This window comes from Pseudomonas sp. NFACC16-2 (genome assembly GCF_900119205.1).
In the GTDB taxonomy this organism is placed as follows: domain Bacteria; phylum Pseudomonadota; class Gammaproteobacteria; order Pseudomonadales; family Pseudomonadaceae; genus Aquipseudomonas; species Aquipseudomonas fluorescens_Q.
The window spans coordinates 88,211-110,198 of sequence record NZ_FPIX01000017.1 but is presented as its reverse complement, the minus strand read 5'-3'; the positions used below and the strand labels follow the sequence as shown (position 1 = coordinate 110,198).

Genomic DNA, 21,988 nt, shown 5'->3' with positions numbered 1-21,988 from the left:
TTAAAGATTAGTCCATCCTATTCTCAGTTATAGGGATTCAATAGTGATCCCTTCCTTGTAATTCGTTTTTTCGCGGTAAGCGATGACGTAGCCCGGAAGAGCTGTGATTTGCCAGTTGGGGCCGAGCGCTGTCTTGACCCTCCGAAGAATGTTCAAAACAGTGTCCGAGTCGTTGGGTAGATGCACCTGTGCGGCGACTAGGTCAGGATGTGGGCTTTTTGATTTAGCAGTTTCGCCTTCAAATCTAATATTGTAAGCAAGCTGCTCCTTTAGCTGGCTTAGCACTTCTGCTGCTGAGGCCATTCCATTTTTTGTGCCCAGATCAACTACCAAATCGAGATCAATGGGGTAGCTCTTATCGAAATGACCAGCTTTAAGTACTGTATGGTCACGGTTTCGGCCCGGGTCATTAGAGCCGAAGCCGCTAAGATTCCAGATTGGTGGGGTAAGCCCATTCTTGTAGTGTTTGATCAGCAGCTCTTCGAGATCCATTGCTGTGAATACAAAGACCCGCACAGCCTTGAATCCGATGGTGTCATGAGAAAGGTTGCGTCGTGATTGAATCTTATTTGCGTGACGTAGCAATCGCGCACGAAGCCCTGCTTGAGCATCGGTTTTCCCGATGTATACCAGCGATCCATTAAAAAAAAGCTGATATACGCCTTGGGCGTCATCAATACTTTGGACAGTGGCTGCATCTAGGGGCCCTTCGGGCATGTCGTCGAATAGCTTCACTAGCTGGCTAAGTAGCGCAGATGGCAGGTCGAATTCCAATTCTTCGAAGCATTGACGAGTAGGCATAAGCTCTCCATGTTTCGAGAGATTATGCCTATTTCTTTTGTGTATCGAAAGGTTGCTAGCCTTGTCCTGCTAATGCCGCAGCTACAGATGAAGCTACGACCTCAGCTAACCGAACCGGTACGGCATTTCCTAGTTGCTTCATCGTGTCGGACCACGATCCGTGGAAAACATAGTCGTCCGGGAATGTCTGGATCCTTGCTGCCTCCCGAACGGTGAAGTAGCGTACGCTGCCATCGGTACGAACTAGCATGTTTTCGCCGCCAGGGACGCCATGATTACCCGCCTTTAGGGTTTTGGCTGGCTCATCTAAAGGGCTGCCAGTATGACCTGGATATGACCTGGCGCCAGGGTTGAATGTGTGGTTTGGCACCGGCAGCAGAGTTGGTTGCTCCGGGTCCGGAAGGCCTGCGATTGCGTCTCGCACCGTCGTCCATCGACGCAGCCTAGCCCGAGTTTCCAAAGACGCTGCTAGTAGAGATATGCGCTTGGCAAGTTTCTCTGGAGGGCGAGGCCTACCGCGTGACCGTATTCTGTGCTCTTCCCAATATGTACCTGTGACCCATTTTGAGATGAGCAGCTCATCTTCGGAGTGCGTAGGCTCAGGAAAGGACCATTGAATCCCTAAGTCAGCCCTGAACCCTACGAGGAATACCCGTTCTCGCTTTTGAGGAACACCGTAGTCGGCAGCGTTCAGAAGTCGAAACACCACGTGATAGGTGGGTTTCACTTTTCCTGATGTGTGCAGCCCTTCCAGGCGCGAAAGATGTTCGGTCCAAGTTTCGCCATGTCGTCTAGCAATTTCTGGGTAGCTGAGCTGAAGGTAAACGTATTCAAAGTAGCTAGCGAAGCTCTGACGTAAGAGTCCTTTTACATTTTCGAAAATGAAAGCGCGTGGCTTGGTCTCACGAACTGCCTGAACTGCTGTGGGGAACATGTCCCTTTCATCCAGGTTGCCTGCGTGTTTTCCACCAAGAGAGAAAGGCTGGCAAGGTGGGCCGCCGGAGATTACCTCTACGCCACCGGCGTATGGTGTGAAATCGAATGTCCGCGCATCCCCTTCATAAAGAAGGAAATCCTGACCCGCCTCGACGTAGTGAGCCTGGTTGTCGCGAATGGTTTGGCAGGCATCGTCATTCCATTCAATAACGGCCGAATGCTGGAAACCCGCCCGGGTCATGCCCATGGCAAGCCCGCCTGCGCCAGCAAATAATTCGATGCTACTCATTCGGGTCCTCGATGGTCTGGCTGAAGGCAAGAGGGGCCTGAGGGCTTCCGCCAAATTTGCCTTCTACCCCAGCGCCCCGTGGCTTCTTGGGCGCGATATCAATGCGCGAAAGCGCTTTTTTGAAGTCCAATTGGTATTCCGCCATCTCTGCCATCAAGGCTGCTATGACTGCTAGATGAGATGGGACTCCACCGCGTATAGAGCAGTTTGTGATCGAGTTAGGGTTCATTCCCAGTAACCCGGCAAACTCTTTTACGCTGATAGCGGCCTTCCCTAGCTGGCGTTGAAATTCTTCATAGGTCATGGCGGCGTAGGATACAGGTAATCAGCAGGAATCACACATTTATATTCTTGTAGCACATTAATATGTGTGTTGCGTGTTCTGTCAGTTTTCCGGCTGATCGGGTGCCTTACTTAAGCTCGGCGGCAGCGCTTGTGTCTGTAGGAAATGAGGCGCTGCCTTCGAAAACAAAATGCCCTTTGGCGTGGCCAGCGTCATAAGCAACCTCCGCCCCGGATAGGTAGATCACAAGTGGTCTGGTCTAGGCGGGGCGAAGGTGACAAGCGCTGCTATTGCTGAGACCCGAAATGCGTTCTTCCATGAAAGCGCTATCCTTTGCGAACAGCTTTGTTTTGATGGCAACATACCATTTAACTATGTCCCACCACGGAAAGAGGGTATGTATGAGTCTTTATCCACGTCTCAGGGATCGCAGGGGAGATGATGAGCTTTTACAGCAGTGCGTCGAGCGTTGTTGATCAGCTAGACACCGCTGATGATCCAAATCGACCAGGCATGCTTCTGGGGAAAATCCAATCCGGTAAAACACGTGCGTTCCTTGGCGTCATTGCAAGGGCTTTTGACCGTGGGTATGACGATTGCCATCGTCCTGACGAAGGGTACTAAAACTCTTGCAAAGCAAACGGTTAAACGGATTGGTCTGGATTTTAAAGAGTTCATAGAACAGGATGAAATTTTTCTGTTTGATATTATGTCCGCGCCAGATCGGCTGACTAACTCTGAGCTGCGCAGGAAGATCGTTATTGTCGCAAAGAAACAGTCGCAAAATCTCGCTAGAATTGAAGATTTATTTAATGCCTATCCCTCGTTGAAGCAGAGAAGGGTGTTGTTGGTTGATGATGAGGCGGATATGGCTAGCGTTAGGTTTTCCAAGAAAAAAGGAAGCCGTGAAGTCGCTCAAGGAACAATAGCTAGCCAAATGGATGCACTTCGTGCGGGCTTGTCTCGAATTTCTTTCCTTCAAGTTACAGCTACGCCGTATGCTCTTTATCTTCAGCCTGAAAGTTATGAGCAGGTTAATGAATCGCAAGAAGTCTTTTACCCTAAAAGGCCAATGTTTACTGAGGTTTTGCCTATTCATGGGGCATATATAGGAGGTGATGCCTATTTTGGCGGGCATGGGCCTGAAGATCCGAGGCACTATTTATTTATTGAGGTTGATGAGAAAGAGCATGATGCGCTAAGGTCAAGTGATGGGCGGGTGATCAGAAGTGACCGACTTTGGATAAGTGAAAATATTAAAACATTAAGGCTGAGTCTGATTACATTTATATTGGCGGTGGCCATACGTCGTGAGCAACAACAAGAATTGGACCTTCCGCTGTTGAAATATGCAATGATTATTCATAATGATACACAGCGGGCTGCGCATAGTTGGCAGTGGGATACAGTTCTAAAGTTAATAACGGTGTTTGAAGACGCTGCAGTGAGCGCTGACGAAAGGCTGAAAGCATTATTTGACGAGGCTTATGCGGACTTGAAAAGATCTGTGCATGCAAATCGAGGGCATTTACCTACTTCTCGAAAAGCCTTTAAAGCAGTATGCGAGCTTATTTCTGACGGGGAAGTGAACGTACAAAAAGTTAACTCCGATGTTGAACTTGAGTCTTTGCTAAATCAGGAGACTGCTGAGTTGCAGCTTCGGACAAAGGTTAATATCTTTATTGGGGGGAGTATCCTGGATCGTGGTATAACAGTGCCTAATCTCTTGGCATTTTATTACGGTAGAAATCCCAAGCGAATGCAAGCAGATACGGTGCTTCAGCACTCCCGTATGTATGGGGCTAGGCCAATCGCTGATTTGGCAGTAACTCGATTCTATACTTCACAAGGGGTCTACGCTCGCTTAGGTGTTATCCATGATTTGGAGACTGCTCTTCGGCAGGCCTTTGAGGGTGGCGCTCATGATAGGGGGGTTGTATTCATTCAGCGTAACGCGCAAGGCGGAGTTATTCCGTGTTCTCCAAGCAAAGTCTCATTAAGTGATCTAGTCGCGATTCGGCCGAACGTGATGCACCTTCCCATTAATTTTGACACAGTTGCTCAGTCAAAGCTGAATGTGGTCATGAAAAAAATTGAGGCATTAATACCTTTAGGTTGTGTAGGGACCAAAGTTTTTGTGAAGGTTCCTTTGGTGCAAGCACTTGAGCTAATTGATCTTATATCTAAAACTCTTGTGTCGGATGGCCGTAGCCCTTTTGATTGGGAGGCTATGAAGGGGTTGCTTGAATATTATGTAAGCAAGGCTGATGAAAAAGATCAGTATGTGCTGATAATGGCTGAAAAAGGTAGGCGTCTATCGAAGGATAAGTCGGGAGATCGCTCGGGCCTTTCTATTCTAGGTACTGATGAGTTTCGGAAAATAGCGCTGGCTCCGACTCGAAGGGCTCCAGCTATTATTCTTCTTAAACAGGAGGGTACTCCTGCGCTGGGTTGGAAGGCTGGGCCGTTTTGGTGGCCAATGCTTGCGAGTCCTCCGCAGGCTAAGGCTTGTGTTTTTGCAACAAAATACCCCGTTAGTCAGGCGTAAGTGAGGTGCGGAGTTTTTTGAGACTCCGCATTATTTAGTCTAGGGGGGGAAGTCACTCGGGCAGTATTCCAAGATTGGTTGTTTGGGTTGGAGCCTTATTGGTGATTGGCTATTGGTAGATGTTTATGATTGATACTGTGAGCTCGGCGAAGCGAAGCCACATAATGTCGCTCGTGAAAGGAAAAAATACGCGTCCAGAGATGACTGTGCGTCGTGTTTTGCATGCGGCAGGGTTTCGTTATCGGTTGCACGACAATAGTTTGCCGGGAAAGCCAGACATAGTTTTCGCCAAGAAGCGAAAGGTGATTTTTGTGCATGGCTGTTTTTGGCATAGGCATGTCGGATGTCATCTATGCAGGATGCCAAAAACAAATCAGCTGTTTTGGAGTGAAAAATTTGAAGCGAACGTTATTAGAGATAGTTTAAATAATGATCTCTTGATAGCGAGTGGATGGAGCGTACTTACAGTTTGGGAGTGCGAAATATCCGATTTAGAGCATCTCGAAAAACGTCTTCGTGATTTTTTGAGTTGATTTGGTTTTTGTAGGCGCCAAGTCATGTTTGCGAAATGTTTGCGACAGTTTGCCTGTATTTTTCCGCCCTCTGGGTTCCAGACTTGATTCTCCGCTGGACTCTAGAAATGGCGGATGGAAAAAGAAGGCTAAACCCTGATCTAGTGAGGCTCTAACGGATTTCAGTAGATGAGAGTTTGTTTCAAAAAGACATTAAAAAGCCGGCTTATGGCCGGCTTCTCGTTGACTAACTCAGTTCGTTTTTGACAAACCTCACCAGCCTTCAAAACGTACATCCGGCTCTTGCGGCCGGCTGTGGGACTTGGTCAGAAAGTGATCTGCCTTGTCGGTGCGAGGCGTGGGCTCGCAAATGTGGGGCGGAGGATACGCGGGTTTTTGGCAGAAGCCCAGTGGTAAGTGGTGTGGAATCATTGGGTTATCGCTGATCCAGGGGGAAAAGCGGGGGCTGCTTCAGCCCAGCGGGGATAAATCCCCTCGCCACAGATGTGCTCACCATTGAGGCTTCTAACCACTGAAGCCCAACCACTGGGGCTTCAGTGGTTGTCTGTCCGTTCGGGTGGGTTAGTCGCACACCGGCGGTCTCTGTTTGTTGAGGGTGGACCACCAGAACACCCAGCCGATCACCCGTATGTTCTGCGCGTCGATCTGTTCGGCGCTGAAGACTTCGTCTGGGTAAGCCGCGCTGTTGTGGCTGCGCAGGCGCAGGCGGTTTCCGGGGATGCGGTGCAGGTATTTGATGCGGAGCATGCCGTCGTGTTCGAGGGCGTAGATTTGGCCGTCGACGATTTGGGTCAGGCCGCGGTCGATGGCGAGGGTGGAGCCGTCGGCGATGCGTTCGGCCATGCTGTCGCCGACCATGGTGGTGCAGATGGCGTCACTGGGGTTTATTTCCAGGGATTCGAGGTGGCTGCGGGGTAGGCGGATGGATTGGTCGGGGATTTCGGTGATGTGGGTTTTGGTTTCGCCGGGGGCGATGGGGACTTCCTTGTAGAAGGGCAGTTCAATGTCCGTGGGTTCCACCACGCTGTAGACGCCTTGGACTTCGGCGGCGTCGTAGGTGGTGCCGGGGCCCAGGCCCAAAGGGGTTTGCGGGCCTTCGCCGTGGGCGAGCCATTCTGGGCTGACGGTCAGCAGGCTGGCGATGCTGTGGATGCGCCGGGGTGGGATGCCACGGTTGAACCAGTTGTTTACGTGCTGGGATTTCACGCCGTATAACTTCGCGAAGTCGGCGGAACGGATATGGGCTTCTTTTAGAAGGGCTCTGAAGCGGTCGCCACTGGAGATCTTTTTCATAAACGGAAAGTTTAGGGGCGACGATGTTTTCGGCAATAAACAAGTCGTGCAAATATATAAGACGATCTTTCCGTTTGCAGGATTTGAAAGGCGCGGGCTAAACGCAGTTAAACAGTGTTAATACGATTTTGTATTAAGAACCATTAAGACATAAAAAAACCCCGGGGCAAACCGGGGTTCTTTATCAAGTTTGTTTCAGCCTTTGTAGGCGGCAACCGACTTGGTGATCGCTTCGCGGGCGGCGTCTGCACCGGCCCAGCCTTCGATCTTGACCCACTTGCCTTTTTCGAGATCTTTGTAGTTCGCGAAGAAGTGCTCGATCTGCTGGATCAGCAGCGGTGGCAGGTCGGTGTATTCCTTCACGTCGACGTACAGTTGCGACAGTTTGTCGTGTGGCACTGCGATGACTTTGGCATCGCCGCCGCCGTCGTCGGTCATGTTCAGGATGCCGACTGGACGGGCGCGGATGACCGAGCCTGGGGCCACTGGGTATGGGGTCACGACCAGCACGTCGAGGGGGTCGCCGTCGTCGGCCAGGGTGTTGGGGATGTAACCGTAGTTGGCCGGGTAGAACATGGGGGTGGCCATGAAACGGTCAACGAACAGGCAGTCGCTGTCTTTGTCGATTTCGTATTTGATCGGGGCGTGGTTGGCCGGGATTTCGATCGCGACGTAGATGTCGTTCGGCAGGTCTTTGCCAGCCGGAATCTTGCTGTAGCTCATTGGGCGGTGCCCCCGTTAGTTGACCAAATGACTGGTCGGATTGACCAAAAAGTGGCGGCGATTATAGGCATATTCGGCCGCTGATGCCACGTTACCAGGGTCGTAGAGACCTTAGTATGACGCCTGATAGACCGGATCTTCGGCCTGAAGTTGCCGCAGCCTGGCCAAAGGATCCTGGCGGTAGAAGGCCTTGAGCTGTTCATAGACCTTTGGATAGGCCTGGTGCAGCAGGTCTGGGGCGCTGAAGAAGTATTCGCTGGTGACGGCGAAGAACTCCGCCGGGTTTTCCGCGGCGTAGGGGTCGATGAGGGTTTCTGCGTCCGGATGCTGGTCCAGTTGGCGGTCGAGGTCGTCGAAGGCCTGTTGCATGGCGTCGGCCCAGTCGCTGACGCGCATGTCGGGGTGCAGGGGCGGCAGGCCGTTGGCGTCGCCGTTGAGCATGTCGAGTTTGTGCGCCAGTTCGTGGATTACCAGGTTGTAGCCGTCCCAGCCGCCGCTGACCATCACGCCGTCCCAGGCCAGGATGATCGGGCCCTGGGGCCAGGCTTCGCCGCTGTGTTCGCCGTCCCATTCGTGCTCGATGCCGCTGGCGTCGCGGTAGCGCTGGGGGCTGAGGAAATCGTCGGGGTAGAGGACGATTTCGTGGAAGCCCTGGTACCAGTTCAAGTCGCCGAGGTGCATCAGCGGCAATTGGGCCTGGGCGGCGAGCAGCAGGCGTTGTTCCTGGTGCAGTTCGACGCCGGGCAGGGCGGTGAGGTGTTTATCGTGCAGGAACAGTACGCAGGCCTCGCGCAGCCATTGGTCCTCGGCGGCGCTGATGCCGTCGAGGAAGCTCAATTGTTGGCGCACCCGTTGCCAGGTTTCCTCGGGGACGGGGTGTTTGGCGAGGGTGCGCTGGCGGCGCCAGTTGCTCAGGGACCACATGGGCGATCAGGCTTTCGAAGCGCGCTGGCTCAGTTTGCTGCGCACCAGGCTGATGATCATCGGCAGCAGTGACACCAGGATGATGCCCACCACCAGCAGCGACAGGTTTTGCTTGATGAAGGGTACGTTGCCGAAGAAGTAACCGAGGGTCACCAGGCCGCCGACCCAGAGGACGGTGCCGAGGACGCTGAAGCCAAAGAAGCGCAGGTAATTCATCTTGCCGACGCCGGCGACGAAGGGGGCGAAGGTGCGGATGATTGGCAGGAAGCGCGCCAGGGTCACGGTTTTGCCGCCGTGTTTGTCGTAGAAGTCGTGGGTTTGCTGCAGGTAGTCGCGGCGGAAGATTTTCGAGTTGGGGTTGCTGAACAGTTTTTCACCGGCGGTGCGGCCGATGAGGTAGTTGGTGCTGTCGCCGAGGATCGCCGCGAGCATCAGCAGGCCGCCCAGCAGCAGCGGGTCCATGGCGCCACCGGCGGCGACGGCGCCGGCGATGAACAGCAGGGAGTCGCCGGGCAGGAAGGGTGTGACCACCAGGCCGGTTTCACAGAAGATCACCAGGAACAGGATGGCGTAGACCCAGGTTCCGTAGTTGGTCACCAGCATGTCGAGATAGACGTCGAGGTGCAGGATGAGGTCGAGGGGATTGAAATCCATGCATAACACCTGTGGTGGTGGCCTGGCTCGGCAGGCTTTGGGTCGGGCTTGGAGTGGCTACAGAGTGTGTAGCTTTTTCTTACAAGCCGGGAAGAGCGGCATTATACGGGGTGAAGGGCGGGGAGCGTGGTGAGTTTGTAGCTGGGGATTTCGGTGGTGTTGTGGTTGGAGGGCAGGGATGTTGGTGTGCGGGTTTTCTGTGGTGAGGGATTAGGATGGTTTTGTGGCTGGTTGAAGGCTCTTGTGGCGAGGGAGCTTGCTCCCGCTGGGGCGCGAAGCGGCCCTAAAGCAGGCGACGCGGTCAGTCTGATACACCGCATGCACAGGTTTTGGGGCTGCTGCGCAGCCCAGCGGGGATGAATCCCCTCGCCACAGAGAGTTTGGGGGTGTGTCAGGGGGATGGGGGGGGGGGGGTTGTGGTGAGGGGATTTATCCCCGTTGGGGCGCGGAGCGGTCCTGAATCAGCCTGCTCGGTCAATCTGATGCTCCGCGTGCTCAGGGTTTGGGGCTGCTTCGCAGCCCAGCGGGGATGAATCCCCTCGCCACAGAGGGTTTGGGGGTGTGTCAGGGGGATGGGTGTGCGCTGGTTTTGTGGTGAGGGGATTTATCCCCGTTGGGGCGCGGAGCGGTCCTGAGGCAGGCGACTCGGTCAGTCTGATGCACCGCGTGCTTAGGTTTTGGGGCTGCTGTGCAGCCCAGCGGGAGCAAGCTCCCTCTCCACAGGGTTGGGGGTGTGTCAGGGGGATGGGTGTGCACTGGTTTTTGTGGTGAGGGGATTTATCCCCGTTGGGGCGCGGAGCGGCCCTGAAGCAGGCGACTCGGTTAATTTGATGCTCCGCGTGCTTAGGTTTTGGGGCTGCTTCGCAGCCCAGCGGGGATGAATCCCCTCGCCACAGAAGGTTTGGTGTTGTGACAGGGGGACTCAGCCACAGGGGTCAGATGCTTTCGCTGATCGGCAATACGTAGTTCTTGAACTCGGTGTCTTCCTTGAAGCCGATCGATTCGTAGGTTTTCTGCGCCACTTCGTTGTTGCTGCTGGTGGAGACGCGCATGCGCACGGCGTTGGTTTCCTTGGCCATTTTTTTCGCGGTGCGGATCAGGTTGTCGGCCACCAGTTGGCGGCGGGCGTCTTCGGCGACGTAGATGTCGTTGAGGATCCACACGCGCTTGAGCGACAGCGACGAGAAGCTCGGGTAGAGCTGGCAAAAGCCCAGCAGCTTGTTGTCGTCGTCATCGGGCAAGGCCAGGTAGATCACCGATTCCTTGCGGCGCAGGCGCTTTTCAAGGAAGGCTCGGGACGAGTCCGGGTAGGGCAGTGAGCCGTAGAATTCCCGGTATTTGACGAACAATGGGGTCAGCAGGTCCAGGTGTTCCAGGGTCGCTTGGATAATCCGCATGGTAGGTCTCGTCTGCAAAGGTCGACAGAATTCAGACAACAACTTCGCGCTGCCGTGCTTTTGATGCTGCCTGAAAGCGGATCAAAAACGCAATCGGATAAACGGATCAGCTTCGGGGCGGCATGAGTAGGAAATTACCTTTCATATCGGCAGCGTTTTCCGACTCTAGAGTGTGAAGCTGGGCTTCATCCTTCAGATTGACCCCCGAAAGCTGGCGGCGGCAGGCCTCGCGCATCAGGTAGATCAGGCGGTGGGCGGCCATGCCGTAGCTCAAGCCTTCGAGGCGGACGTTGGAGATGCAGTTGCGATAGGCATCAGTCAGGCCGACCTTGGGGGCGTAGGTGAAATACAGCCCCAGGCTGTCGGGGGAACTGAGGCCGGGGCGTTCGCCGATGAGGATCACCGACATTTTCGCGCCGAGCCGCTGTGCCACTTCATCGGCCACGGCGACGCGGCCCTGTTCCACCAGGATCACGGGCGACGTCGACCAGCCTTCTGCGCTGATCTGTTCTTCCAGCCGCGCCAGGAACGGCAAGGTATGGCGATGCACCGCCAGCGCCGACAGGCCGTCAGCCACGACAATGGCCAGGTCCACGCCGTCGGGATGGGCCGTGGCGTAATCCTGCAATTGTTGCGCGGAGGCGTCGTCGAGCCGTCGGCCCAGGTCCGGACGCTGTAGATAGCTGTGTCGGTCGGCCGCCGCGCTGTGGAGCAACAGGCTCTCACGGCCGCGCTCGCTCAGTTGCGCGCGAATGCCCTGATGATCGAACGCCAGGTGCACGGCATCGCGGGCCTGGGCGTGGGCGTATTGGAAGTCCAATTGCGCCTGGGTCGGCAGGCTGGTGCCGGTGCGGCCCAGGGCGATGCGTGCCGGGGTGAGGTTGCGCAGGTTCAGCCAAGGGTTTTGTGGGTCGACAGGTTTTTTATCCATGGGCAGCTCACTTATCCCAGATGCGCCAAGGCGTGACGGAACGCCGGTGGCAGGTTGTCGCCGAACCGCACCCGGCCATCGGCCTGGGTGAAGATGCCCATGTTTGCCAGCCAAGTTTCGAATTCCGGCGCAGGCTTCAGGCCCAGGGTCTGGCGGGCGTAGAGGGCGTCGTGGAACGAGGTGGTCTGGTAGTTGAGCATGATGTCGTCGGAGCCAGGGATGCCCATGATGAAGTTGATCCCGGCCACGCCGAGCAGGGTCAGCAGGGTGTCCATGTCGTCCTGGTCGGCTTCGGCGTGGTTGGTGTAGCAGATGTCGCAACCCATCGGCACGCCCAGCAGCTTGCCGCAGAAGTGGTCTTCGAGGCCGGCGCGGATGATCTGTTTACCGTTGTACAGGTATTCCGGGCCGATGAAGCCTACAACCGTGTTTACCAAAAATGGCTTGAAATGCCGTGCCACGGCGTAGGCTCGCGTCTCGCATGTCTGTTGATCGACGCCGTGGTGGGCGTTGGCCGACAGCGCGCTGCCCTGGCCGGTTTCGAAATACATCAGGTTGTTGCCGAGGGTGCCGCGATTCAGGCTGAGCCCGGCGTCGTAGCCTTCTTGCAACACGTTGAGGTTGATGCCGAAACTGGCGTTGGCCGCTTCGGTGCCGGCGATGGACTGGAACACCAGGTCCAGGGGCACGCCACGGTTCGCCGCTTCGATGGAGGTGGTGACGTGGGTCAGCACGCAGCCCTGGGTGGGGATGTCGTAGCGCTGGATGATGGCGTCGAGCATTTCCAGCATGGCGCAGATCGAGGCGGTGCTGTCGGTGGCCGGGTTGATGCCGATCATGGCGTCGCCGTTGCCGAAGAGCAGGCCGTCGAGGATGCTCGCGGCGATCCCGGCCGGTTCATCGGTAGGATGGTTGGGTTGCAGACGCGTGGACAAGCGCCCGCGCAGGCCGAGGGTGCCGCGGAACTTGGTCACCACGCGGATTTTTTGCGCCACCAATACCAGGTCTTGCACGCGCATGATCTTCGACACGGCGGCGACCATTTCCGGGGTCAGGCCGGGGGCCAGTGCCCGCAGGCTGTCTTCATCGGCGGCATCGCTGAGCAGCCAATCGCGAAAGCCGCCAACCGTGAGGTGGCTGACGGCGGCGAAGGCCTGTTTATCGTGAGTGTCGACGATCAGCCGGGTGACTTCGTCGACCTCGTAAGGAATCAGCATTTCTTGCAGGAAATGGCTGAGGGGCAAATCGGCCAGGGCCATTTGCGCGGCCACCCGCTCGCCATCGTTGAGCGCGGCGACCTCGGCCAGGAAATCCCCGGAACGCGCCGGGCTGGCCTTGGCCATCAGGTCCTTGAGGCTGTCGAAGCGATAGGTCTGGGCGCCGACGGAATGGGCGAATGCGGCCATGGGCGGTGTCCTCCTGATTCTCTAAAAAACTTTAATACACACCCCATAACCCTGTGGGAGCTTGCTCTCACAGGGGGTTGGTGTGCACTTTTAAATGGCAAGCACCGGACCCTCGGCCCGGCGCCGGTGCAACTTTCAGATACCTGTGAGCATAGCGTCCGCCGGTGCACCGGAGCGTTGCTTGGCGGTCAGTTGGAAATACAGGTAGCCGACAACCATGAACGCCAGGAACACCAGGCCAATCACCATGTTGAACCACGCCATCGCCACCAGGCACACCACCGCCAGGAACAGCGCAATGCCCGGCACGATCGGGTAGCCCGGGGCGCGGAAGGTGCGTTCCAGGTTCGGTTCGGTCTTACGCAGCCTGAACAGGCTGAGCATGCTGATGATGTACATCACGATGGCGCCGAACACCGACATGGTGATCATCGCCGCCGTCAGCGTCATGCCTTGCAGGTTGACCAGGCCATCGCTGTAGATCGCCGCGATGCCGATCACGCCGCCGGCCAGGATCGCCCGGTGCGGGGTCTGGAAACGCGACAGTTTCGCCAGGCCACGGGGCAGGTAGCCGGCCCGGGCCAGGGCGAAGAACTGTCGCGAGTAGCCGAGGATGATCCCGTGGAAGCTCGCCACCAGGCCGAACAGGCCGATCCACACCAGCATGTGCATCCACGTTGAATTGTTGCCGACCACGGCCTTCATGGCCTGGGGCAGCGGGTCGTTGATATTCGACAGGGTGCGCCAGTCACCCACGCCGCCGGCCATGATCATCACACCGATGGCCAGGAACACCAGGGTCAGGATGCCGCTGACGTAAGCGCGGGGAATCGTGCGCTTCGGGTCCTTGGCTTCTTCGGCGGCCATGGCCGCGCCTTCGATGGCGAGGAAGAACCAGATGGCGAAGGGGATCGCCGCGAAAATGCCCGGGATCGAGGCGAGGGTGAACTCGTTGGAGCCGGCCCAGCCATTGAGTACGAAGTTGCTGAAGCTGAAGCCCGGCGCGACCACGCCCATGAACACCAGCAACTCGGCGACCGCCAGCACGGTGACCACCAGCTCGAACGCGGCGGCGATGCTGACGCCGAGGATGTTCAGGGTCATGAACACGATGTACGCGCCGACCGCCGCGAGCTTGGGGTCCAGTTCCGGAAATTGCACGTTGAGGTAGGCGCCAATCGCCATGGCGATGGCCGGGGGCGCAAAGACGAATTCGATCAGGGTGGCGATCCCGGCGATCAACCCGCCTTTCTCGCCAAAGGCCCGTCGGCTGTAGGCAAACGGCCCGCCGGCGTGAGGAATCGCGGTGGTCAGTTCGGTGAAACTGAAGATGAAGCAGGTGTACATCAGCGCCACCATGAGGGCGGTGACGAGAAAGCCCAGGGTTCCGGCGGTGCCCCAGCCGTAGCTCCAGCCGAAGTATTCACCGGAAATCACCAGGCCGACGGCGATGCCCCATAAATGCAGGGTGCCGAGTGTGGGTTTAAGTTGGGTGGTAGAAGTCATAAGTCCTCTCTGTCTTTTTTATTGTTTGATCTGTTGGACTTTCGGGTTTGCTGTGGAGCGGGCACGCAAGGCTCATGCCAGAGCGGTAGGCATTGATTCTGTGTGTGAGAGCGCCCTCGCGAGCAAGGGGTTGTGCCAGTCGATCGTTCCCGCGCTCTGCGTGGGAATGCAGCCCGGGACGCTCTGCGTCCCAAAAAGCCGAACGCGGAGCGTCCGTTGAGGCATTCCCACGCAGAGCGTGGGAACGATCCCCTCAACGATCTTTCCGTAGGGTTAGAAGAACCCCAATGGATTGATGTCGTAGCTCACCAGCAGGTTTTTGGTCTGCTGGTAGTGGTCGAGCATCATCTTGTGGGTCTCACGACCCACGCCGGACTTCTTGTAGCCACCGAACGCGGCGTGCGCCGGGTACAGGTGGTAGCAGTTGGTCCACACGCGACCGGCCTTGATCGCCCGGCCCATGCGGTAGGCGCGGTTGATGTCGCGGGTCCACAGGCCGGCACCGAGGCCGAACTCGGTGTCGTTGGCGATCGCCAGGGCTTCGGCTTCGTCCTTGAAGGTGGTGATGCTCACCACTGGGCCGAAGATTTCTTCCTGGAACACGCGCATCTTGTTGGTGCCCTTGAGCAGGGTCGGCTGGATGTAATACCCGGTCGCCAGGTTGCCCTCGAGTTTTTCCACTTTGCCGCCGGTCAGCAGTTCGGCGCCTTCGCCCTTGGCGATTTCCAGGTACGAAAGAATCTTGTCGAATTGCTGCTCGGACGCCTGGGCGCCGACCATGGTGTCGGTGTCCAGCGGGTCGCCGCGTTTGATCTGCAGGACTTTCTTCATCACCACTTGCATGAATTCGTCGTAGATCGATTCCTGCACCAGGGCGCGGGATGGGCAGGTGCAGACTTCGCCCTGGTTGAAGAACGCCAGCACCAGGCCTTCGGCGGCCTTCTCGATGAAGCTCGGCTCGGCCTGCATGATGTCTTCGAAGAAGATGTTCGGCGACTTGCCGCCCAGTTCCACGGTGGACGGGATGATGTTTTCGGCGGCGCATTTCATGATGTGCGAGCCCACCGGGGTGGAACCGGTGAAGGCGATCTTGGCGATGCGCTTGCTGGTGGCGAGGGCTTCACCGGCTTCTTTGCCGAAGCCTTGCACCACGTTCAGCACGCCGGGCGGCAGCAGGTCGCCGATCAGCTCCATGAGCACGCAGATGCCCAGTGGGGTTTGTTCGGCAGGCTTGAGCACCACGCAGTTACCGGCGGCCAGGGCCGGGGCGAGTTTCCAGGCGGCCATCAGCAGCGGGAAGTTCCACGGGATGATCTGCCCGACCACGCCCAAGGGTTCATGGATGTGGTAGGCCACGGTGTTGCCGTCGATCTCGGCGGCCGCGCCTTCCTGGGCCCGCAGGCAACCGGCGAAGTAGCGGAAGTGGTCGGCGGCCAGGGGGATGTCGGCGTTGAGGGTTTCACGCACGGCCTTGCCGTTGTCCCAGGATTCGGTGATCGCCAGCACTTCGAGGTTCTGCTCGATGCGGTCGGCGATTTTCAGCAGGACCAACGAGCGGGCCTGGGCCGAAGTGGCGCCCCAGGCATCGGCGGCGGCGTGGGCGGCGTCCAGGGCTTTTTCGATGTCTTCAGCCGTGGAGCGCGGGAATTCGGCAATGGGCTGGCCATTGACCGGGGAAGTATTGGTGAAGTACTGACCTTTGACAGGCGCGACGAACTCGCCGCCGATGTAGTTACCGTATTTGCTCTTGAACGAAACGATAGCGCCTTCAGTACCGGGGTGAGCGTAACGCATGATGAGTTCTCCTTGGCTTTTGTGCTTATACGGGAGGGCCGCGCAAAATTGAGCGCCGGTAATTAAGCCTAGAGCAAAGGTTGGGCCATTGCCTTGCAGGGCCCGTAATTCAAGACTTTAGGAGGAGTTGGTCGGACAAACGGATGGGTTGCGTGACGTTTGCGATACAGCGGGTGTGACAGTTTGTGCCAGATGCGAGACAGTCTGTGACTGACAGGTCGCGCCAGCATTGCATTGCCGGTTGGGCTGGAGGATGCTGGGGTATTCGCCAGTTGGCCTGCCGAATACCGTTGTGGCAGATGATTTATGTGTGGTGAGGGGATTTATCTGTGGCGAGGGGATTTATCCCCGCTGGGCTGCGAAGCAGCCCCCCACCAGTCAACTCGATCAACCTGACACTCCGCAGGTTCAGGTTTTGGGGCTGCTTCGCAGCCCAACGGGGATAAATCCCCTCGCCACAGGTTAAGTGTCAGGCATCGGTTAGGTGTCATACACAGGGTTAGGTGTCCGACCGTTACTCCAACAAGGCCGCAACCTTCGGGGAGAATAATAAGAAATGCACAGCAACCACTTGAGTCGCCATGCCCAGCAAGTCCTGACGGTCACCCAGGGCAAGACCCATTTGCAGGGCCCTGGCAGCGATCCGTCGATTGCCCGTTCCTGGCTGCGCTGCCTCGAGGATTATCACCTCGACCCGGCGCAGAACCTTGCGCCGACCGTGCTCGAACATGGCCGGGTGCTGGAAAGCCGCGAACGCCTGCAACAGGTGCTGCACATCGCCGGCACCGAAATGACCAGCCTGCACCAGCAACTCTCCGGCGCTGGCCACGCGGTGCTGCTGACCGACGCTCGCGGCGTGATCCTCAACTGCGTCACCGCCCCCAGCGAACGGAAGATTTTCGAGCGAGCCGGCCTCTGGCTCGGCGCCGACTGGAGCGAAGCCTGCGAAGGCACCAACGGCATCGGCACCTGCCTGGTGGAACGCCAGGCCCTGACCATCCACCAGGAAGAACATTTTCGTGGCCGCCACACCGGCCTGACCTGCTCGGCCAGCCCAGTCTTCGACCCCCAGGGCGAACTGCTGGCGGTGCTCGACGTGTCTTCGGCCCGGCCGGACGTGTCGCGCCAGAGCCAGTTCCACACCATGGCCCTGGTCAATCTCTCGGCGAAGATGATCGAGAGCTGCTATTTCCTGCGTTGCTTCGACAATCAATGGCTGCTGCGCTTCCACCTGCAGGCCGAGTCCGTGGGGCTGTTCAGCGAAGGGCTGCTGGCGTTCGACGGCGAAGGCCGGATCAGCGCCGTCAACCAGAGTGCGCTGAACCTGTTGGGGCATATTCGCGACAGCTTGCTGGGCCAGCGGGTGGAGGATTTTTTCGACTGTTCATTGGACGAGTTACTCGGTCGCGCAAGTGTAAATGCCAGCGCCAGTTGGCCGATGCGCACCCGTGACGGCCGGCATTTGTTCGCGGTGCTGCGCGGGCAGCCGCGCAGTGTGCCGGTGCCGGTTGCGCCAGCGCTCAAGATTATTGAGCCCGCCCGCCTGCCAGGCATCTGCCTGGGAGATGCGGCGTTACAGGAGCATTTTCGCAAGGCGCTGCGGGTGTTCGAGCGCGATGTGCCGCTGCTGATTCAGGGCGAAACCGGCTCCGGCAAGGAAGCGTTCGCCAAGGCTGTGCACCACGCCAGCCAGCGCGCCGGCAAACATTTCGTCGCCCTCAACTGCGCGGCCATCCCGGAAAGCCTGATCGAGAGCGAGCTGTTCGGTTATCGCGGTGGCAGCTTCACCGGCGCGCGCAAGGAAGGCATGCGCGGCAAGCTGCAGCAGGCCGACGGCGGCACGCTGTTCCTCGATGAAATCGGCGACATGCCCCTGGCCTTGCAGACCCGTTTGCTGCGGGTGCTGGAAGATCGCCAGGTGGTGCCCATCGGCGGCGAACCCGAGGCGGTGAACGTGCGCATCATCAGCGCCACTCACCGGCAGTTGCTGGATCGGGTGCAGGACGGCAGTTTTCGTGAGGACTTGTACTACCGCCTCAACGGCCTGGAAATCCCGCTGCCGGCATTGCGCGAGCGCAGTGACAAGTCGCAGTTGCTGGATTTTCTGTTGGCTGAAGAGAGTGGGGCCGAGACGGTGTCCATCGACGAGCCGGCGCGCCAGGCGTTGCTGGCGTTCGACTGGCCGGGCAACGTGCGGCAGCTGCGTAATGTGCTGCGCACCCTGGCCGCGCTGTGCGACGGTGGGCGGATCGGCCTGGAAGACTTGCCGGCGATGATCCGCCAGCGCCCGGCCACGGTGGTGGTCGAAGCGGTGGCCGAGCGGCCGCTTGACGATGCCGAGCGGTTGGCCTTGATCGAAGCACTGGAGCGCCAGCGCTGGCACATGACCCACACCGCCGAACAACTGGGCATCAGCCGTAACACCCTCTACCGGAAGCTGCGCAAACACGCCATTGCCCGATAAAGCACTGACTGCTAACTGCTGACCGCTGTTGTGGCGAGGGGATTTATCCCCGCTGGGCTGCGCAGCAGCCCCAAAGCAGTGAACTCAATCTTACTGGCACGCCGAGTTACCTGGTTTAGGGGCCGCTTCGCAGCCCAACGGGGATAAATCCCCTCGCCACAAAAGCCGGGTTGTACATTCAACTGTGGGAGTGAGCTTGCTCGCGATGACGGCGGCACATTCAACATCACCGCAAGCTAACCCACCGCTATCGCGAGCAAGCTCCCACAGGTGATTTGCGGTGCTTCAGCGGCGTGAAGTCGAAACACAAGGTGCGATTTCCCCCTCCCTACGCTAACCTGCGGCCATGTTTATGAGGTCGACTATGCACATCCATATTCTCGGTATTTGCGGCACTTTCATGGGTTCGATGGCGGTCCTGGCCAAGGAGCTGGGCCATCACGTTACCGGGTCCGACGCCAATGTTTATCCGCCGATGAGCACGCAGCTGCAAGCCCAGGGCATCGAGCTGACCCAAGGCTACGACCCAGCGCAGCTGGACCCGGCGCCAGACCTGGTGGTCATCGGCAACGCCATGTCCCGGGGTAACCCAGCGGTGGAGTACGTGCTCAACAAAGGCCTGCCGTACGTGTCCGGGCCGCAATGGCTGGCCGATCACGTGCTGCAGGGCCGTTGGGTCCTGGCCGTGGCCGGCACCCATGGCAAGACCACCACCAGCAGCATGCTCGCCTGGGTGCTGGAGCACGCGGGCATGAGCCCGGGCTTCCTGATCGGCGGCGTGCCGCAGAATTTCTCGGTGTCGGCGCGCCTGGGCGGCACGCCGTTCTTCGTGATCGAGGCCGATGAGTACGACAGCGCGTTTTTCGATAAACGCTCGAAATTCGTCCACTACCGTCCACGCACAGCGATCCTCAATAACCTTGAGTACGATCACGCAGACATCTTTCCCGATCTGCCGGCCATTGAGCGGCAGTTCCACCACCTGGTGCGCACCATTCCCAGTGAAGGCCTGGTGATTCACCCGACCACCGAACCGGCCTTGCAGCGCGTGATCGAGATGGGCTGCTGGACCCCGGTGCAAACCACCGGCGCGGGTGGGCAATGGCAGGTGAAGTTGCTCAAGGACGACGGTTCGCAGTTCGAGGTGATGTTCGAAGGCGTGTCCCAAGGCGTGGTCGAGTGGGACATGACCGGCCAGCATAACGTCGCCAACGCCCTGGCGACCCTGGCGGCGGCCCGGCATGTCGGCGTGGTGCCGTCCATGGGCATTGCTGCGTTGAGCGCGTTCAAGAGCGTGAAGCGGCGGATGGAGAAAGTCGCCGAGGTCAATGGCATCACTATTTATGACGACTTCGCCCACCACCCAACGGCCATCGCCACCACCCTCGACGGTTTGCGCAAGCGCGTCGGCGATGCACCACTGATTGCGATCATCGAGCCGCGTTCCAACTCCATGAAGCTCGGCGCGCACCGTGATGGCCTGCCGGAAAGCGTGGTCGATGCCGATCAGGTGATCTGGTACGCACCGGCCAACCTCGGCTGGGACCTCGGCGCCACCGCCGCGCTGTGTACGGTGCCGTCGATTGTCAGTGATTCCCTGGAAGGCATCATCGAGCGCGTGAAGAGCCAGGCCCAGCCCGGCACCCACGTGGTGATCATGAGCAATGGCGGCTTTGGCGGCCTGCACGGCAAACTGGCCGAGGCCCTGAAATGAACACTCACTTGGAGGGCAGTGGCCCGGAACGCATTACCCTGGCGATGACCGGCGCTTCCGGTGTCCAGTACGGCTTGCGCCTGCTCGATTGCCTGGTGCGGGAAGACCGCGAGGTGCACTTCCTCATCTCCAAGGCCGCGCAACTGGTGGTGGCCACCGAGACCGACGTGACCCTGCCGGCCAAGACCCAGATGATGCAAGCCTTCCTCACTGAATACACCGGTGCGGCGGCGGGACAGATTCGCGTGTATGGCAAGGAAGACTGGATGTCGCCGGTGGCCTCGGGCTCCGGGGCGCCGGCGGCCATGGTGGTGGTGCCGTGTTCCACCGGGACGCTGTCGGCGATTGCCACTGGCGCCTGCAACAACCTGATCGAGCGGGCCGCGGACGTCACGCTCAAGGAGCGCCGCCAGTTGATCCTGGTGCCGCGGGAAGCGCCGTATTCGAGCATTCACCTGGAGCACATGCTCAAGTTGTCGAACATGGGCGTGACCATCCTGCCGGCGTCGCCGGGTTTCTATCACCAACCGCAGACCATCGATGACCTGATCGATTTTGTGGTGGCGCGGATTCTCAATCTGCTGAACATCCCCCAGGACATGTTGCCGCGCTGGGGCGAGCATCATTTGAGCAGCGATGAATAAGCTGTTGATCGTGCTGCTGGCGCTGCAATTGACCGGCTGCGCCACCGCCCGCACCCTCGACGCCGCCAAGCCTGGCGCACCGGTGGTATATGCGGGCACGCGCCTGGATCTTTACGCGCTCAACGGCGGCTGCTGCGCCAAGGACCGCTTTGGCGCCGAGGCGCCGAGTTACCCAGGTCTCGACCTGCCGGGCAGTGCGCTGCTCGATACCTTGTTGTTGCCGTTGTCGTTGTTCACCGCAATAGGCGTGGGGTTCCGGGCGACCGGCGGGATGTAGGGTTGAGAAGAGGTAGCTGTCTGGAGGAGATTCCTGTGGCGAGGGGATTTATCCCCGCTGGGCCGCGAAGCGGCCCCAAGGCAGCTAACTCGATTAGTCTGATACACCACGTGCTCCGGTTTTGGGACTGCTTCGCAGTCCAGCGGGGATAAATCCCCTCGCCACAATCCCTTCGCACCACAATAAGCGCTCGGCTTTGGATCGGTGGAGCACCACCGGGCTATTTACCCAGCTTACGCAACTCATCCGACTCCACCACCCGCACCCCGTCCTGCTCTTCCAGCGCCAGACGCCACATGGCCCGGGCCAGTTGGCAGGCTTCGATGCCGTGGTACTTGCCTGGAATCAGCTTCGACAAGGGCCCGGCCAGTTGCTCGGCCAGGCGCGGTTCAACCCGGTCGCCCAGCAACAGGGAAGGCCGGCAAATGGTCAGTTGCGGCCAGCCCTGGGCCTTGAGTGCTGCCTCCATTTCGCCTTTGACCCGGTTGTAGAAGATCGATGACTTGGCGTCGGCCCCCAGTGCGCTGATCACCACCAGATGCCGTGCGCCCAACTCCCGGGCGCGCTTGGCAAACGCCACGACCAGGTCCAGGTCTATCGCGCGGAAGGCGGCTTCAGAGCCGGCTTTCTTGATGGTTGTGCCGAGGCAGCAGAAGGCGATGTCGACCTGGCCACTGAGTTGTGGCAGCACCTGGGCCGGCTCCCCAACCGGGTTTTCCAAGTGTGGATGTTCAGCCAGTGGCCGGCGTGAAGGCGCCAATACGCGAGTGATGGTCGGCTCATTGAGCAGCCGGTCCAACAGGTGTTCCCCGGTCAGCCCGGTAGCACCGGCGAGCAAAACATGCTGAGGCGTCAAGTACATAGTGTTTCC

General features: G+C 58.5%; 19 protein-coding genes. 6 read left to right on the top strand and 13 right to left on the bottom strand.

All coding sequences use genetic code 11. The annotated features are described in order from the left end of the window. Window positions 1–27 precede the first annotated feature (27 nt). The 3 genes from BT116_RS16000 to BT116_RS15990 are packed head-to-tail and all read right to left on the bottom strand — an operon-like array spanning window position 28 to window position 2,330. On the bottom strand, window positions 28–801 hold the full coding sequence (locus tag BT116_RS16000; protein ID WP_063324205.1) for a GIY-YIG nuclease family protein: 774 nt from the start codon (window positions 799–801) through the stop codon (window positions 28–30). Between the two features lie 55 nt (window positions 802–856). After that, window positions 857–2,026: a DNA cytosine methyltransferase gene (locus tag BT116_RS15995; protein ID WP_072345454.1), complete on the bottom strand. Its 1,170-nt coding sequence runs from the start codon at window positions 2,024–2,026 to the stop codon at window positions 857–859. Further along, complete coding sequence (locus BT116_RS15990) at window positions 2,019–2,330, bottom strand: hypothetical protein (protein WP_063324206.1); 312 nt, start codon at window positions 2,328–2,330, stop codon at window positions 2,019–2,021. Before BT116_RS15990 ends, BT116_RS15995 begins: the two co-directional genes overlap by 8 nt. Window positions 2,331–2,802: 472 nt before the next feature. Between BT116_RS15990 and BT116_RS15985 the strand changes: the two genes are divergently transcribed. Further along, window positions 2,803–4,857: a Z1 domain-containing protein gene (locus tag BT116_RS15985; protein WP_072345452.1), complete on the top strand. Its 2,055-nt coding sequence runs from the start codon at window positions 2,803–2,805 to the stop codon at window positions 4,855–4,857. Window positions 4,858–4,976: 119 nt separating this feature from the next. Further along, window positions 4,977–5,390: a very short patch repair endonuclease gene (locus tag BT116_RS15980; RefSeq protein ID WP_371914354.1), complete on the top strand. Its 414-nt coding sequence runs from the start codon at window positions 4,977–4,979 to the stop codon at window positions 5,388–5,390. A 561-nt stretch (window positions 5,391–5,951) separates the two neighbouring features. Here BT116_RS15980 and BT116_RS15975 read toward each other — a convergent pair. The 9 genes from BT116_RS15975 to BT116_RS15935 form a co-directional block, all read right to left on the bottom strand. After that, window positions 5,952–6,683, bottom strand: a complete 732-nt coding sequence (locus BT116_RS15975; protein ID WP_072345450.1) for a LexA family transcriptional regulator — start codon at window positions 6,681–6,683, stop codon at window positions 5,952–5,954. 195 nt (window positions 6,684–6,878) lie between these two features. Next, complete coding sequence (gene ppa, locus BT116_RS15970) at window positions 6,879–7,406, bottom strand: inorganic diphosphatase (protein ID WP_003205933.1); 528 nt, start codon at window positions 7,404–7,406, stop codon at window positions 6,879–6,881. Window positions 7,407–7,517: 111 nt separating this feature from the next. Beyond that, entirely contained in the window at window positions 7,518–8,330 is an 813-nt protein-coding gene (locus BT116_RS15965; RefSeq protein ID WP_072345448.1) for a M90 family metallopeptidase, read from the bottom strand. A gap of 6 nt (window positions 8,331–8,336) precedes the next feature. Further along, window positions 8,337–8,984: a DedA family protein gene (locus BT116_RS15960; RefSeq protein ID WP_063324210.1), complete on the bottom strand. Its 648-nt coding sequence runs from the start codon at window positions 8,982–8,984 to the stop codon at window positions 8,337–8,339. 935 nt (window positions 8,985–9,919) lie between these two features. Next, window positions 9,920–10,381, bottom strand: coding sequence for a GNAT family N-acetyltransferase (locus BT116_RS15955; RefSeq protein ID WP_063324211.1), 462 nt, complete (start codon window positions 10,379–10,381; stop codon window positions 9,920–9,922). Window positions 10,382–10,487: 106 nt separating this feature from the next. After that, entirely contained in the window at window positions 10,488–11,312 is an 825-nt protein-coding gene (gene eutC / locus BT116_RS15950; RefSeq protein ID WP_072345446.1) for an ethanolamine ammonia-lyase subunit EutC, read from the bottom strand. Between the two features lie 11 nt (window positions 11,313–11,323). Beyond that, window positions 11,324–12,718, bottom strand: coding sequence for an ethanolamine ammonia-lyase subunit EutB (locus BT116_RS15945; protein ID WP_072345445.1), 1,395 nt, complete (start codon window positions 12,716–12,718; stop codon window positions 11,324–11,326). 135 nt (window positions 12,719–12,853) lie between these two features. Next, complete coding sequence (gene eat / locus BT116_RS15940; protein ID WP_072345443.1) at window positions 12,854–14,224, bottom strand: ethanolamine permease; 1,371 nt, start codon at window positions 14,222–14,224, stop codon at window positions 12,854–12,856. A gap of 273 nt (window positions 14,225–14,497) precedes the next feature. Beyond that, a complete protein-coding gene (locus BT116_RS15935; RefSeq protein ID WP_072345441.1) occupies window positions 14,498–16,018 on the bottom strand; it encodes an acetaldehyde dehydrogenase ExaC in 1,521 nt (506 codons plus the stop codon). 556 nt (window positions 16,019–16,574) lie between these two features. Between BT116_RS15935 and BT116_RS15930 the strand changes: the two genes are divergently transcribed. From BT116_RS15930 to BT116_RS15915, 4 genes are all read left to right on the top strand, one after another. Then, entirely contained in the window at window positions 16,575–18,482 is a 1,908-nt protein-coding gene (locus BT116_RS15930; RefSeq protein WP_072345439.1) for a sigma-54-dependent Fis family transcriptional regulator, read from the top strand. Window positions 18,483–18,846: 364 nt separating this feature from the next. Next, entirely contained in the window at window positions 18,847–20,196 is a 1,350-nt protein-coding gene (gene mpl / locus BT116_RS15925) for a UDP-N-acetylmuramate:L-alanyl-gamma-D-glutamyl-meso-diaminopimelate ligase (RefSeq protein ID WP_072345437.1), read from the top strand. Beyond that, entirely contained in the window at window positions 20,193–20,840 is a 648-nt protein-coding gene (gene ubiX, locus BT116_RS15920; RefSeq protein ID WP_072345435.1) for a flavin prenyltransferase UbiX, read from the top strand. Before mpl ends, ubiX begins: the two co-directional genes overlap by 4 nt. Next, window positions 20,833–21,117 carry a YceK/YidQ family lipoprotein gene (locus BT116_RS15915; protein ID WP_072345433.1) on the top strand — a complete coding sequence of 95 codons (285 nt, stop codon included), beginning with the start codon at window positions 20,833–20,835 and terminating at the stop codon, window positions 21,115–21,117. The genes ubiX and BT116_RS15915 overlap by 8 nt, the downstream gene beginning before the upstream one ends. Before the next feature lie 220 nt (window positions 21,118–21,337). Here BT116_RS15915 and BT116_RS15910 read toward each other — a convergent pair whose 3' ends face one another. Beyond that, window positions 21,338–21,979, bottom strand: coding sequence for an oxidoreductase (locus BT116_RS15910; RefSeq protein ID WP_003205912.1), 642 nt, complete (start codon window positions 21,977–21,979; stop codon window positions 21,338–21,340). Window positions 21,980–21,988 lie beyond the last annotated feature (9 nt).